This window comes from Bradyrhizobium sp. Bra78, assembly GCF_024519855.1.
Taxonomy (GTDB): domain Bacteria; phylum Pseudomonadota; class Alphaproteobacteria; order Rhizobiales; family Xanthobacteraceae; genus Bradyrhizobium; species Bradyrhizobium japonicum_G.
Genome location: NZ_JALJRE010000018.1, coordinates 83,722 through 98,005, shown reverse-complemented (window position 1 = coordinate 98,005; position 14,284 = coordinate 83,722). Strand labels below are relative to the sequence as shown.

Here is a 14,284-nt window from a genome sequence, read left to right as displayed (position 1 = left end):
CCCGCGGGGTGCCGCAAAAGGCCCCTTTTGTTTGTCGTGCCAGCCCTGCCGGGGTTCGCTGACGGGCGCACGCGCGGGCCGGGTTCCCTCAGCCATCCCCAATATGCCCCCGATATTGCGGTAGATCGTCTGTAATTTCGTGCCAGGGCGCCTTCGAGCCCACGAAAATGTGGGCGCCCGGCCGGATCGAGGGGGCATCGACCAGGGTTCCCATGGCGACATGGACCCATTTTCCCTCGCGCACCCGGGAATAAAGCAGCGAGCCGCAGCGAGCACAGTGGGCGTCATGGGTGGTGTCGTCACCATAGATGGTGCGCTGGTCCTCACCCCTGACGATGCGCAGCTTGCTCCGCTCGATCCCGGCGAACGGCTTGAAGGCGGCGCCGGTGGTGCGGCGGCAATTCGAGCAGTGGCAGTTCATCGCATAGGAGAACGCGTCAGCCACCTCGTAGCGCACCGCGCGGCAATAGCATTCGCCGGTCAGGATGGGAGCGTTCGCATTCTCTGATCCGGTCATCACAGCGTCCTTGCGCAAATGGTACGGACACCATAGCGCATTTTGACATGTACGACTAAGTTCACCCCGAGCCATCATTCAAAGGGATGACCCATGAGCCAGAACCGTTCGAGCGTCGAAGCCGTCGTGCAATCCTATTTCGACGGACTTTACGAAGGCGACGCCGAAAAGCTCGGCGCCATCTTTCATCCCTCCGCCGATTTACGCTGGGTCGAGAAGGGCGAGCTCCAGGTGCTGACCGTGCCCGACTGGCTCGACCGCGTCCGCAAGCGTCCCTCCGGCAAGGCCGAAGGCAAGCCGCGCGAGGATTTCATCGTCACCATCGACCGTTCGGACGACAAGACCGCCTTCATCAAGGTCCGGTGCCAGTTGCCGCCGCGGTTTTTCACCGACTATCTGGTGGCGATGAAGCTCGCCGACGGCTGGCAGATCGTGTCCAAGTCTTATCGGTATGACCTGAGGGAATGAGGGGCCTGATCTTTCGTTGCCCGAAATCGGGCGCACTCGTTGCACGGATGGCGTGCACACCGCATCTCCACCTGCCCGTCTCTCTCAAAAGGCCCCCCATGCCTCTCGACCGCCGTTCTCTGCTCGCCTCGCTGTGCTGGTTTGCCGCCTCTCCCGCGCTCGCCGCGGAGACGCTGCCGGAACTCGAGGCCTATGAGCGCGACAGCGGCGGCCGGATCGGGGTCTATGCGGAGAACCTTGCGACCGGCGCGACGATCGCCTGGCGCGCCGACGAGCGGTTCGTCATGTGCTCGACCTTCAAGGCCTCGCTCGCGGCCTGCGTGCTGGCGCGGGTCGATCGCGGCGAGGAGCAGCTTGCGGCCATGATCCCTTACGGCCAGGCCGATCTTCTGGACTACGCGCCGGTCGCCAAGCAGAATCTCGCGGCCGGTGCGATGTCGGTCGCCGACATGTGCAAGGCGATCATCGAGCTCAGCGACAACACCTGTGCCAATTTGCTGCTGGCGCGGATCGGCGGTCCGGCCGCACTCACCGCGTTCTGGCGGTCGCTTGGCGACGCCACCTCGCGGCTCGACCACAACGAGCCCGAGCTCAACCGTTCCCCGCCGGGCGATCCCCATGACACGACGACGCCGGTGGCGATGGCCGGCAATCTGCGCCGGCTGGTGACGGGCGAGGCGCTGTCGCCGGCCTCGCGTGCTCAACTCACCGAATGGATGGTGGGCTGCAAGACCGGCGCGAACCGGCTGCGCGGCGGGCTCCCCGCGAGCTGGAAGATCGGCGACAAGACCGGCAACAACGGCAAGGACGCCTCGGGCGATATCGCGGTGGTCTGGCCCAAGCCGGATACACCGGTCCTGATCGTGGCCTATACCCAGGGCGGCACGCCGAGTGCGGCACGGATCGAAGCCGTGTTCGCCCGCATCGGCCGCATGGTGGCCGAGCGGCTGGCGTGAGCCGCGCGCATTGACCTTGCGGTTGCTTCCGGGCCAAGACAGGCCATGATCGCCGCTAAATTTCAGACCTTTCTCATCCTGCTCGCCGTGCTGGCGGGCACGGCACTTGTCGCGCGCCGCTTCAACATCGCGCCCGCCATTCTCCTGATGCTCTCCGGCGTCGGCCTCGCCTTCGTGCCGGGCATGCCGCCGGTCGAACTGCCGCCGGAACTGGTGCTGCTGATGGTGCTGCCGCCGCTGATCTACTCGGCCAGCGTCGCCATGAGCTGGCGCGAGTTCAGGAACAATCTGCGCCCGATCGTGCTGCTCGCGGTCGGCGCGGTGATCTTCACCGCAGCACTGGTGGCGGCCGCCACTCATTATATGATCGGGCTGCCCTGGACGGTCGGATTCCTGCTGGGGGCCATCGTCGCGCCGCCGGACGTGGTGGCGCCGCTCGCAATCGCGCGGCGACTGCACCTGCCGCGCAGGCTCATGGTCATCCTCGAAGGCGAAGGGCTCGCCAACGACGCCACCGCGCTGATCCTCTACCGCTTCGCGCTCGCCGCGATCATGGTCGGGAATTTCTCGCTGCCTCTGGCGGGCGGCGAGTTTCTGCTCATTATCGCCGGCGAGATCGCCTTCGGCATCGGCGTCGGCTGGCTCTCCTTGCGCTTCCGCAAATGGTCGGGGGATCCACAGGTCGAGCTGACACTGTCGCTGATCACGCCCTACGTCTCCTACTGGCTGCCCGAGCATCTCGGCGGCTCCGGCGTGATCGCCACGGTCGCCTGCGGCCTCTATGTGAGCTGGAACGGCCCGCTGCTGATCTCGGCATCGACCCGGCTGCAAGGCATCTTCTTCTGGGACCTCGTGATCTATCTCATCGAGGGCTTGCTGTTCCTGCTCACCGGATTCCAGATGCGCGCGCTCTACGAGAAGTCGAAGGCGTTTCCGCTCGACGACATCATGATCGCGACCGCCGTGGTGCTGGCGGTCGTCGTGATCGCACGCTTCGCCTGGCTCTATCCCGCGACCTATCTGCCGCGGATGCTCAGCAAGTCGCTGCGCGCGCGCGACCCGTCGCCGCCATGGCAATGGCCGTTCGTGCTCGCGTTCACCGGCGTGCGCGGCGCCGTGTCGCTGGCGGCAGCGCTGGCGCTGCCGTTCACGCTGCCGGGCGGCGAGGCGTTTCCGTTTCGCGACCTGATCCTGTTCGTCGCCTTCGGCGTCATTTTCGTCACGCTGATCGGGGTCGGCTTGACGCTGCCACCGGTGGTGCGCTGGCTCGGCGTCGCGGACGCCGGCCGCAACGAGCATGTCGCCGAGCACGAGGCCGAAATCGCGGCCCGGCGCCAGGCCCTCGACGCGGCGCTGAAGTCGCTCGACGCGCTGACCGGGGAAAAGGACATGTCGGACGAGGTGATGCGGCTCCTGCGCGCGCGCCACGAGATCCGCGTCAACCAGCTTCCCGATTCGCTCGATCCCACCCACCATGACGTTTCCGCCGCCGGCACCGCGCTGACCCGCGACCTGATCGCCGCCGAGCGCAAATTCATCCACGACCTGCTGCGCGACGGCCAGATCACCGACGAGACGCGTCGGCGGATCGAGCGCGATCTGGATCTGGAGGAAGCGAGTTTGGCGAACCGGGAGTATCGGGGGACACCGCTGTAGCTTCTGTCATCGCAAGCAAAGCCGACTACCGCTTCCCGCAAAACTCCCGCGCCGCTACCGCCACGGCGTCCGCAATCTGGTCCTGTCGCTCCTGCGAGTTCATCGTCATTTCCTCGTCGCGGTTGATGATCGAGCCGGCCTCCAGCAGCACAGCGGCGCTGCGGGTTTGCGACAGCACGACGAGCCCGTCGTAACGGTAGACGCCGACATCCTTGTCGAGCAGCTGACGCCGGTAGCGGCCCATCACCGGCAGGGTGTATTGGCTGGCATAATGCAGTCCCTGCTCCTTCAACTGCCTGCCGATCATCCGGGCCAGCATCAGGCTGGTGGCGAAGTGCGGATTCCGCTCCGACACGAACAGCGAATGGCCTGAAAACCGGTCGCTGAAATAGCTGTTCGCGCCATCGAACTCCCACGTCTCGAGCAGCTTGTCCGGCACCGAATCGTGATGGATCGACAGGAAGAGATCGGCCCGGCCGTCATTCGCGGCACTGACGCGCTTGAACAGGCTCGGCCGCGCCTTGCCGTCCGTGACGAGCAGGCGGGTTGCGCCAAAGCCTTCGGACTTGAGCTTGCCCGTGATCAACCTTGCAAGCCGGAAATTGAAGCCGAACTCCGTGTCGTTGCGCGCGCTCAACGCGCCGTAGGAGTCCGGCGTGTGCCCGACATCCACGACGATCCGGAATTTCGACATCTCGCATTTGGCCGCGGATTGCGTCGGCTTCGGTTTTACCATTTTTCGCAGCGCAACGGCTTGACCGCTGCCGAGCGGCGACAGCACGATCGACGCGACGAGCGGCGAGACGAGAATTGCGATGATGCTCCGCGATCGCCTCAAGTCCTACTCCGCTGCCGCAATCCTGGGGTGGCCGACGAATCCCGCGACGTCGCCAAAGCGTTCCAGCATCACCGCGGGCAGGTCCTTGGCCTTGCTGGTGACGCAGGCGCCGGAGCGCACGGCGTAGCGATCCTGATGCGCAGCCTGCGGCGGCGGCACGCCCTGCTGGAGCGCACGCGCCAGCTCCATCACTGTCTTGCGGAAATGCATGATGCCGAGATCGGTCGGGCCGAGATGCTCACGGGTGCGGTCGGCAATCGGGCCCTGACTATCCTGCACGGCGGCGTCCTGTTCGGAGACGCCCTTGATGCCGGTATAGCTCCTGGTCTTCTGCAGCTTGCGGTCGATCAGATAGTCGTTGCCCTTGTGGCGCAGTGGAACGTAATTGTCGTCGACTTCCGCGATCACGCCATTGCCTCGGTCGAAGGCGTCGCGCTCGGCTTGCGTCAGTCGACGGTCCGGATTCCAGGCATAAGTGTAGATCCAGCAATTGGTGTCCGTGACCGGAACGAAGGTCTGGCCAAAGATGTTCTCGCCCGGCATCGCGCTCGGCGCATAGGCGTGGAACGGCATCAGGAACTGCGCGATGCGCCAGTAGATGTTGTCGCCGCCGGTGAGCCGGCCGCCTGCGATGGTGAGGCCGGCGTCGTGCGGGGCGATCTTGATCACCGGCCGCGGGTCCTCCGCGATCCAGCGCATGTGATCGCTCGACATCCGCGCGATCGGGTTCACGAAATGCTTCTTGATGTCCAGAATCTCGTTCTCCTCCTTGTCGAAGGAGAGATGCGCGAAGGTGAAGTGCGCGGTGTCGATCGAGCCTTCCAGCGCCTGCACCCAGTTGCAATCCTGCCATTTCTTGCTGACGTAGCGGTGCGAGGACGGCAGCAGCGCCATTTCGAGATCGGGCAGCTCGGGCATCGCATTCGCGGGGCCCATATAGGCCCAGATCATCTCGCCCCATTCGCGCACCGGATAGGACTTGATGCGGATGAGATCCTTGGCGTTGAGATCGGGATAGGAGGTCGGCATGTCGACGCAGCGACCTTCGGTATCGAACTTCCAGCCGTGATAGACGCAGCGGATGCCGCATTCTTCATTGCGCCCGAGCCAGAGATTGGCGCCGCGATGCGGGCAGTACTGGTCGATGATTCCGACGACGCCGCGTGAGTCGCGGAAGGCGAGCAGCTCCTCGCCGAGGACGATGATCTTCTTCGGCTCGCCATCGGGTTCGGGAAGCTCCTTCGACAGGAGCACGGGAATCCAGAAGCGGCGCAACAATTCGCCCATGCCCGTTCCAGGGCCGGACTCGGTCAGGAACTTGTTGTCCTCGGCTCGGAGCATGGCTGATCCCCCCGATTTGTTTTTGGGAAGATTGGCGCGGGAGCAGGAGGACGTCAACGCAAGAAGCGGCGTCTACACCGGCCTCTCGCCCTTCACCGTCACCCGCGTGCCGGACCGCGTATGGGGCCAATAGTCCCACATTGCGCGGTGCTGGGTGCAGCGGTTGTCCCAGAACGCGATGGCGTTCTCGGTCCAGCGGAAGCGGCACTGGAATAGCGGGTTTTCCGCGTGCTGATAGAGGTAGGCAAGCATCGCGTCGCTCTCGTCGCGCGGGACGCCGTTGATGTGGCGGGTGAAGCCGCGATTGACGTAGAGCGCCTTCTTAGCCGTGACCGGATGCGTGCGCACCACGGGATGCTCGGCACTCGGATAGGATGGACGGTCGGCGACGCCGTAATTGGCGTAGAGCCCGCGATAGATCGGCTCGCCGTCGTGCAGCGCAGTCAGCCCGTCGAGATAGGCCTTCATCCGATCCGACAGCGCCTCATAGGCCGCATACATGTTGGCGAACAGCGTGTCGCCGCCGCGCGGCGGGCATTGCTTGATGTAGAGGATCGATCCCATCGGCGGCTCGAGATCGCAGGACACGTCGGAATGCCAGCCCTCGCCATTGGCACGCGGCGAGTTCGCATCAGCATAGATCTTCATCAGCGCCGGGTCTTCGTCCTCGTGCGGGGCGGCGGGATGGAAATGCAGCTCGCCGAACTTGCGGCCGAAGGCGAGATGCTGCTGCGGCGTGATGTGCTGGTCGCGCAAGAAGATGACGAGGTTTTCGGCCAGCGCGCGGTGGATCTCGTCCATCTGCCGGTTGGAGCGGGCATCGTCCGAGACGAGCTTGCCGATGTCTACGCCGGATATTTCCGCGCCGATGATAGGGGTCAGCTTTTCGACCGCGATGGTTTCGTAAGGCGTGCCGTCTTCCGCCGTGTGGCGGTAGCGCGGGCCCTGCTTGCCGGCGAGTGAGCTCATGGGTGTTGCTCCCAATCATTGTTGATTGAGAGCCATCGTAGCGCGCGGTGACAGATACGCAATCTGCGCTGCAAGCACAGCCGTCGTCCCGGGGCGCGCAAAGCGCGAGCCCGGGACCCATAACCACAGAATTGGGTTTGACGATGATTCGGAGTGACAGTTCACCATAACCACAACGGCCTGTGGTTACGAGCCCCCGCCTTCGCGGGGGCGACGAGCAGAGCGCGGGCTACAGCTGAGTGAAATCACTCCGCCGCGGTCACCGGCACCTTGGCGCCCTGGCCGTAGCGCTGGTCGATGTAATCGATCACGAGCGCCTTGAAGTCGGCGGAGATGGTCGGGCCGCGCAGCGTGCGGAACTTCTTGCCGTCGACGAACACCGGGGCGGCCGGCGCTTCGCCCGTGCCCGGAAGCGAGATGCCGATATTGGCATGCTTGGATTCGCCGGGGCCGTTGACGATGCAACCCATCACCGCGACGTTGAGTTCTTCCACGCCGGGATATTTCGTCTTCCAGGCCGGCATCTCGTCGCGGATGAAATCCTGGATCGAGCGCGCCAGCTCCTGGAACGTGGTCGAGGTGGTGCGGCCGCAACCGGGGCAGGCCGCGACCAGCGGCACGAAGGTGCGAAAACCCATGGTCTGCAAGAGCTCCTGGCCGACCTGCACCTCGCGGGTGCGATCGCCGCCCGGCTCCGGGGTCAGCGAGATGCGGATGGTGTCGCCGATGCCCTGCTGCAGCAGGATGCCGAGCGCGGCCGAGGACGCCACGATGCCCTTGGTGCCCATGCCGGCTTCGGTCAGACCGAGATGAATCGCATAGTCGGAGCGGCTGGCAAGATCCTGATAGACCGCGATGAGATCCTGCACCGCCGAGACCTTTGCGGACAGAATGATGCGGTCCTTAGGCATGCCGAGCTCTTCGGCACGCGCGGCCGAGAGCAGCGCGGACTGCACCATGGCCTCGCGCGTCACCGCGCGCACGTCGCGCGGGTTGGCGGACGCGGCGTTCTCGTCCATCAGCTTGGTCAGCAGTTCCTGGTCGAGCGAGCCCCAATTGGCGCCGATGCGCACCGGCTTGCTGTTCTTGTTCGCGATCTCGATGATGTCGGCGAACTGGGTGTCGCGCTTGTCCTTGAAGCCGACATTGCCGGGATTGATGCGATATTTGGCGAGCGCCTCGGCGCAGGCCGGATAGGCGGCGAGCAGCTTGTGGCCGATATAATGGAAGTCGCCGATCAGAGGCGTGGTGATGCCTCGCTTGAGCAGGCCGTCGCGGATGTGCGGAACGGCGGCAGCGGCCTCCTCACGGTCGACCGTGATGCGGACCATTTCGGATCCGGCGCGCGCGAGCGCTGCGACCTGGGCGATGGTGCCGTCGATATCGGCGGTGTCGGTGTTGGTCATCGACTGCACGACGATCGGCGCACCGCCGCCGACGGCGACGTCGCCGACCTTGACCTGGGTGGTCCTGTGCCGGGGCGCGGGGCCCGCGACGTCGGAATCGATGGGGTTTTCGAGCTTGTTCATGGCGTCCAAATATCAGGTTTTGGTGACGTTCAGCAATGCATCAGGCGGCGCCACAGCCGTTCGGCTGGGACGGTTAACCAGAAAAAGCCCAGCAATTACAAGGACGGCCGCCGCCCCGAAAGTCAGGCTCAAGGTGTCGTGCATGATGAAATAGCTACCCACCACGCCAAACAAAGGGGTGATGAAGGTAAAAGCCGACAATTTGCTGGCCGAATAGGTCTTCACCAACGCGAACCAAAGCGTGAACGTGGTTCCCACCACCCAGATCGCCTGAAAGGCCATCAGGCCGAGCGACAGCGGGGACGGCGTGTGGGTTATGGATTCGCCGAACAGCCAGGCTGCCAGCCCCAGGATCGGGATCGAGGTCGCGACCTGATAGCCCAGCGCCTTCTCGGGCGCGGCGAAGCGCAGCCGCGTGCTCTTGGCAACCAGTGTGGTCGCAGCCCACAGCGCCGCGCCGCCGACGATCATGAGGTCGCCGAGCAGAACGTGGGAATCGACATTGGGCTGCGGCACGCCGATGGCGAGCGCGACGCCGGCAAAGCTGATGGCGAGCCCCAGCCATTGCGTGCCGCCGAGCCGCTCGCCGAGCACCTGATAGGAGCCAAGCGCGACGAAAAACGGAGCGGTGTAGAGAAACACCACCGCGCGGGACGCAGGGGTGAGGCGCAGCCCCTGGAAGATCAGCACGAATTCGATGCCGAACATCAATCCGGCGATGAGGCCCGGTTTCCAGGTGCCGTCGCGCTCGAAGAATTTGACGCCGCGCAAGCTGCCTATGATGAACAGCACCGGCAACGCGCCCATCGAGCGGATCATCGCCTGAAGCATCGGCGGGATGTCCGGCAGCACCAGCTTCACCGCGATCTGGTTGAACCCCCAGGTCAGGCACAGCATGAGCATCAGCGCGATGGCGCCGGCACTGAGAGGGCGCCCGGTGGACGGTATGGCTTGTGGTGAGGACATGTCTTCCCGAAAAACCGGCTTTGCGCCGTTGTTGCTTATGCAGCTTTCTGACAATGGGCGCAGACGCCTGTGATTTCCACCACGGACAATTTGGGGGCGAAGCCTGAGCTGCGCGCGGCGGAGTTGAGGTCCCTGGCGAAGGAGGCCGACGGAATCTCGCCGACGAGGCCGCAGCGCTCGCAGATCAGGAACGTCACCGCCGACGTCGCGTCATGATCGTGGGCGGCGCAGGCCAGATAGGCATTTCGGCTTTCGATGCGGTGCACGAGGCCGTTGGCCATCAAGAAATCGAGAGCACGATAGATCGTGATCGGCGCCGGCCGCGGCATCGATTTAGCCAGTTCGTCGATCACCTCGTAGGCGCCGAGCGGACGATGGCTGGAGAGCAGCGCTCCCAGCACCTGGCGCCTGATCGGCGTGAATTTCTGCGCGCGTTGCTCGCAAACGGCCTCGGCATGCGACAGCGCGTCCGCGGTGCAGCGGCCGTGATCGTGGTCGGGCGTCGGAAATGCCGTCTTTGCGAGGGTCATGTGGCCTAACTTCTAGCATTTCGCCGATGGAACCCAAAGCGCGACCGGGGGTCTTGGCCACCAGCCATGCTTTCGCGGCGGGACAGCGTCCCGCTAACCCGCCGTGAAATAATCATAAGCTTGCTTATCATATGCGAGCTTATAGGAGACAAAGCTTATGACCCGCGGGTCGGTCGACCAGAACTTCCTGTTCACGCTCGGTGAGCTCTACCGCCTGTTGCGCGTCTACGCCGACAAGGAGGCCTCGCGCTTCGGCATCACCCGCGCGCAATGGGCGGTGCTGTCCAAGGTCGAGCGCAGCGAGGGCATGAAACAATCGGAACTCGCCGAGCTTCTGGAAATGCAGCCGATCACGCTGACGCGGCTGATCGACAAGCTCTGCGACAGCGACTGGATCGAGCGCCGCAACGACGCCTCGGACCGCCGCGTCAAACGGCTCTACTTGAAGAAGGCCGGCCGGACCTTGCTCGGCAAGATGAGCGGCCTCAAGTCCGAGCTTACGGCCAACGCGCTCGACGGCATCAATCCGGCGGACGCTCACCGTCTTCTCACCCAACTCGAATCCATCAAGGAAAACGTGCGTAACGCGATCCAGACCAGCGGAGCGGAACAAGCGCGTAAGGAGCAGCGCTATGGCTGACCAGGTTCTCAAATTCCAGCCTGAGCAGAAGAGCGACAGCGGCAAGCCGACCAAGAAGGCCGGCACCGATCCGCGCCGCCGGCTGATGGCGGGTCTGCGCCGCTATCGCCGCGTCCTCCTCCTGGTCGTGCTGCCGATCGTCGTCGCCATCGGCGGCATCACCTTCTATCTCAACGGCGGCCGCTATGTCGGCACCGACGACGCCTATGTCGGCGCCCAGAAAGTGCTGGTGACGCCCGACATCTCCGGCAAGATCCTGAAGGTGGTCGTGAAGGAAGGCCAGTCGGTCAAGCGCGGCGACGAGCTGTTCGAGATCGACCCCGTGCCGTTCCGCCTCGCGGTGGACGAGGCCAGGGCGCAGCTGATGCAGGCGCAGTCGACCTATGACAATCTCGTTGCCAACATCAAGATCTATGGCGACATGCTCAACCTTGCCCAGCAAGGCATCGATCTGAAGCAGCGCGACGTCGAGCGCAAGCAGGCGCTGGTGAAGAACAATTTCGGCTCGCAGCTTGATCTCGACAACGCTTCGAATGCTCTGGTCACCGCCGGCGCACAGGCGCAATACATCAAGCAGCAACTCTCCAACGCCAAGACGCAGCTGCTCGGCGACCCCGCCTTGCCGCTGGAGCAATTCCCGCCCTACGCACAGGCGAAAGCCAAGCTGGACGATGCCCAGCGCAACCTCGACCACACCGTGCTGCGCGCTCCGATGGACGGCGTGGCGACACAGGTCGAGCAGATCCAGCTCGGCCGCTTCGTCACAGCCGGCACGCCCGTCTTCTCCATCATCGACGTCGCCCATCCCTGGGTCGACGCCAATCCGAAGGAGAGCGACCTCACCCACGTTACCGAAGGGCAGGCCGTCACGCTCGAGGTCGACGCGTTCCCGAACCACGTCTTCAAGGGCAAGATCGGCTCGCTCTCGCCCGGCACCGGCGCGCAATTCGCGATCCTGCCGCCGCAGAACGCCACCGGCAATTTCGTCAAGGTGGTGCAGCGCGTGCCGATCCGGATCTATTTCGACGAAACCGACAAATACGTGCGGAAGCTGAAGGCCGGCATGAGCGTCTATGCCACCATCGACACCGGCCATCAGCGCTCGCTTGCCGGCCTGTTAGGCCTGTCGGCAACGGCGAACCAGGACAAGGACTGATCCGGTGTCCGGCCCCAATGCCCATTTGATGGTCCCCGGCCTGCGCCGGAACATGGTGACGATCTGCGCCATGACCGCGACCATCATGCAGGCGCTGGATACCACCATCGCCAATGTCGCCCTGCCCTACATGCAGGGCACGCTGTCGGCCTCGCAGGACCAGATCAACTGGGTGCTGACCTCCTACATCGTCGCCGCCGCGATCATGACGGCGCCGGTGGGCTGGATCGCCAACCGCTTCGGCCGCAAGCGCATCTTCATCATCTGCGCAGCCGGCTTCACCATGGCCTCGGTGCTGTGCGGCCTCGCGCAAGACATCAACCAGATGGTGCTGTTCCGGCTGCTGCAGGGCGTGTTCGGCGCGGCCCTGGTGCCGCTGTCGCAATCGGTGATGCTCGATTATTACACGCTGCAGGAGCGCGCCAAGGCGATGTCGATCTGGGGCATGGGCGTGATGATGGGCCCGATCATGGGCCCCTCACTCGGCGCCTGGCTGACCGAGACCTATTCGTGGCACTGGGTGTTCTTCGTCAACTTGCCGTTCGGCTTCATCACCGTGCTCGGACTGATCGTCTTCATGGACGAGACAGACAGGAATCTCAGCCTCAAATTCGACTGGTTCGGCTTCGCCGCGCTGGCGGTGGCGATCGGCTCGCTGCAGCTTGCGCTCGACCGCGGCGAGCAGCTGGGCTGGTTGGAATCCAATGAGATTCTCGCGGAGTTCATCATCTCGGCCGTCGCCTTCTACTACTTCCTCGCGCACTCCTTCACGACCTCGACGCCGTTCATCCGCTTCGCGCTATTCCGGGATCGCAACTTCGTCACCGGCTGCATGTTCATGGTCGTGATGGGGCTCGTGCTGTTCTCGACCATGGCGCTGGCTTCGCCCTACATGCAGAACGTGATCGGCTATCCCATCATCACCGCGGGCCTGCTGCTGGCGAGCCGCGGTTTCGGCACCTTCTTCGCCATGATGCTGGTCGGCCGCATGATGCGTTATTTCGAGGCGCGCACGCTGATCATCTCCGGCCTGACGCTGACCGCCGGCTCGCTCTACCAGATGACCGGCTGGACCGATTTGACCCAGGTACCGGAGATCGTGACCGTGAGCGTCATCCAGGGCTTTGGCTTCGGCCTCGTCTTCGTGCCACTCTCGACAGTGGCGTTCCTGACGCTGTCGAACAATCTGCGCACCGACGGCACCGCGATGCTGACCCTGATGCGCAACGTCGCGAGTTCGGTCGGCATATCCGTGGTCATCGCCCAGCTGACCCAGGGCACGCGGCGGACCTATGCGATCCTCTCCGAGGACATAAACCCGTTCAACCACGCGTTGCAGATGCCCAACGTCAGCGGCATGATCAACCTCTCCACCGACGCCGGCCGCGCCATGGCAGACAGAATGGTCAGCGTGCAGGCGCAGATCATCGCCTTCGCACACGACTACCAGCTGGTGATGGTCTTCATCCTCTGCACCATCCCGCTCGCTCTTTTGATCGGTTCGACCAAGGCCACTCTGCGCAAGCAGGCCGCGGGGCCGGAGCATGCGGTGATGGAGTAAGGGGGATCACAACTTCCGCCGTCGTCCTGGACAAGCGAAGCGCAGGTTCAGCACCCCTACCCCAAAAACTCTTCGCAGCCGAGATCGTCGACAGCGAGCATCACGCGCTCCAGATTATTCCACCAGATCACCGGGGGGATATTGATGCTCCATTGCCAGACCGGCTTGGTGATGTGCCAGAGCACCGACCAGCGATAGTCCTGATCGAGCGCGCCGCGCGTATAGCCGCTGACGCCGTGCGCGATCAGCGTGTCGTGGTAATGGTTGAGCAGAAGGCGCTCGAGCGCCTGCCGGCGTTCCGGATACCAATGCAGCGCCATCATATAGGCGAGGTCGCGGGTCGGCACGCCGATCCGCCACTGGTCGAAATCGAAGATACGGACGGTGTCCGTCACGCCGGCACGCGGCAGCAGAAAATTCCAGATATGGGCGTCGCCATGGGTGATGGTGAGGTGGCGGTGCGAATGATAGCGCCGCAACAGCCGGTCGGACTGATCGATGAAGCGGCGGTAGAGCGTGCGGCGCTCTTCACTGAGACGATCGCCGAGCTGATCGGCGAACCGGTCGTAATGGGATGCGAACGTCTCCAAATCTGCGGCTGTATCGTCCGTGCTCGCCCAGGTCCCGGCGGTCTCGCCGAGACCGGCATGGTCCCACCACGCCGCGTGCCAGCGCGCGAGCGCGGTGACGATGGCCAGCGCCTGACCGCGCGATGGCGGCAGCGGCCATTGGCTCGCGATCTCGTGGCTGTCGGTGAGATCCTCCAGCAGGAGATGCCAGGCGAGGCTCTCCTCGTCGAAATTCCCGTCGAAGCAGCGCGGCACCAGCTGCGCCGGCATTCTGGGCGCAAGCTGTGTGTAGTAGGCCACCTCGTGGCGACCGGCATTCGCCAGCGGCTTGGCGAACGCGGCATGCGGCGTCTTGAGAATCAGAGACTGCGGCGAGCCGGCGGATTCCCCGACATAGCGCAGGCCGAGCCGGGTGATATGCGACACGACCGTGTCGCGCTCATGCAGCACCTTGACCTCGCGCACGGCACCTGCGTCCAGCGCGCCGGCCTTGCGCAGTGCCGCGGTGAGATGTGCGGCGTCCGCCGCCTCCGGCAATCGTGAATCTGTCATGAGCGCCCGACCCCCGTCGCGTTGCTCCATTCTGCA

14 protein-coding genes are annotated in these 14,284 nt (G+C 64.3%); 6 read left to right on the top strand and 8 right to left on the bottom strand.

The features are described 5' to 3' along the window. Window positions 1–88: 88 nt before the first annotated feature. Window positions 89–517 carry a GFA family protein gene (locus OC450_RS30885; protein WP_256808598.1) on the bottom strand — a complete coding sequence of 143 codons (429 nt, stop codon included), beginning with the start codon at window positions 515–517 and terminating at the stop codon, window positions 89–91. A 93-nt stretch (window positions 518–610) separates the two neighbouring features. Here OC450_RS30885 and OC450_RS30880 point away from each other — a divergent pair, with 93 nt between their 5' ends. The 3 genes from OC450_RS30880 to OC450_RS30870 all read left to right on the top strand — a co-directional run bounded on the left by OC450_RS30880 (window position 611) and on the right by OC450_RS30870 (window position 3,597). Beyond that, window positions 611–985: a nuclear transport factor 2 family protein gene (locus OC450_RS30880; protein WP_007598116.1), complete on the top strand. Its 375-nt coding sequence runs from the start codon at window positions 611–613 to the stop codon at window positions 983–985. A 98-nt stretch (window positions 986–1,083) separates the two neighbouring features. Next, on the top strand, window positions 1,084–1,941 hold the full coding sequence (bla, locus tag OC450_RS30875) for a class A beta-lactamase (protein WP_262049262.1): 858 nt from the start codon (window positions 1,084–1,086) through the stop codon (window positions 1,939–1,941). 45 nt (window positions 1,942–1,986) lie between these two features. Further along, window positions 1,987–3,597, top strand: coding sequence for a Na+/H+ antiporter (locus OC450_RS30870; protein ID WP_262049261.1), 1,611 nt, complete (start codon window positions 1,987–1,989; stop codon window positions 3,595–3,597). Window positions 3,598–3,622: 25 nt separating this feature from the next. Here the strand turns inward: OC450_RS30870 and OC450_RS30865 are convergent, their stop codons facing one another. The 6 genes from OC450_RS30865 to OC450_RS30840 form a co-directional block, all read right to left on the bottom strand. Further along, window positions 3,623–4,435 (bottom strand): N-acetylmuramoyl-L-alanine amidase, encoded by an 813-nt coding sequence (locus OC450_RS30865; RefSeq protein ID WP_211384013.1) that lies wholly within the window; start codon window positions 4,433–4,435, stop codon window positions 3,623–3,625. Window positions 4,436–4,438: 3 nt separating this feature from the next. Continuing rightward, a complete protein-coding gene (locus OC450_RS30860) occupies window positions 4,439–5,776 on the bottom strand; it encodes a Rieske 2Fe-2S domain-containing protein (RefSeq protein ID WP_256808589.1) in 1,338 nt (445 codons plus the stop codon). A 72-nt stretch (window positions 5,777–5,848) separates the two neighbouring features. Continuing rightward, a complete protein-coding gene (locus OC450_RS30855) occupies window positions 5,849–6,745 on the bottom strand; it encodes a TauD/TfdA dioxygenase family protein (protein ID WP_211384011.1) in 897 nt (298 codons plus the stop codon). Between the two features lie 245 nt (window positions 6,746–6,990). Continuing rightward, on the bottom strand, window positions 6,991–8,274 hold the full coding sequence (gene ispG, locus OC450_RS30850) for a flavodoxin-dependent (E)-4-hydroxy-3-methylbut-2-enyl-diphosphate synthase (protein ID WP_211384010.1): 1,284 nt from the start codon (window positions 8,272–8,274) through the stop codon (window positions 6,991–6,993). Between the two features lie 12 nt (window positions 8,275–8,286). Further along, the gene (locus OC450_RS30845; RefSeq protein ID WP_211384009.1) at window positions 8,287–9,240 is read right to left on the bottom strand and encodes a DMT family transporter; all 954 of its coding nucleotides are present in this window, start codon (window positions 9,238–9,240) and stop codon (window positions 8,287–8,289) included. Window positions 9,241–9,275: 35 nt separating this feature from the next. After that, window positions 9,276–9,770: a Fur family transcriptional regulator gene (locus OC450_RS30840; RefSeq protein ID WP_262049260.1), complete on the bottom strand. Its 495-nt coding sequence runs from the start codon at window positions 9,768–9,770 to the stop codon at window positions 9,276–9,278. Window positions 9,771–9,927: 157 nt separating this feature from the next. Between OC450_RS30840 and OC450_RS30835 the strand changes: the two genes are divergently transcribed. Genes OC450_RS30835 through OC450_RS30825 form a run of 3 tightly spaced genes read left to right on the top strand, consistent with a single transcriptional unit; the run spans window position 9,928 to window position 13,127 of the window. Next, entirely contained in the window at window positions 9,928–10,410 is a 483-nt protein-coding gene (locus OC450_RS30835) for a MarR family winged helix-turn-helix transcriptional regulator (protein ID WP_211384007.1), read from the top strand. Beyond that, on the top strand, window positions 10,403–11,566 hold the full coding sequence (locus tag OC450_RS30830) for an HlyD family secretion protein (protein WP_211384006.1): 1,164 nt from the start codon (window positions 10,403–10,405) through the stop codon (window positions 11,564–11,566). Before OC450_RS30835 ends, OC450_RS30830 begins: the two co-directional genes overlap by 8 nt. 4 nt (window positions 11,567–11,570) lie before the next feature. Beyond that, window positions 11,571–13,127 (top strand): MDR family MFS transporter, encoded by a 1,557-nt coding sequence (locus OC450_RS30825; RefSeq protein ID WP_211384005.1) that lies wholly within the window; start codon window positions 11,571–11,573, stop codon window positions 13,125–13,127. 56 nt (window positions 13,128–13,183) lie between these two features. On the opposite strand, the gene OC450_RS30820 is transcribed toward OC450_RS30825, so the two are convergent. Beyond that, on the bottom strand, window positions 13,184–14,248 hold the full coding sequence (locus tag OC450_RS30820; RefSeq protein WP_211384004.1) for a phosphotransferase: 1,065 nt from the start codon (window positions 14,246–14,248) through the stop codon (window positions 13,184–13,186). Window positions 14,249–14,284: the final 36 nt, after the last annotated feature.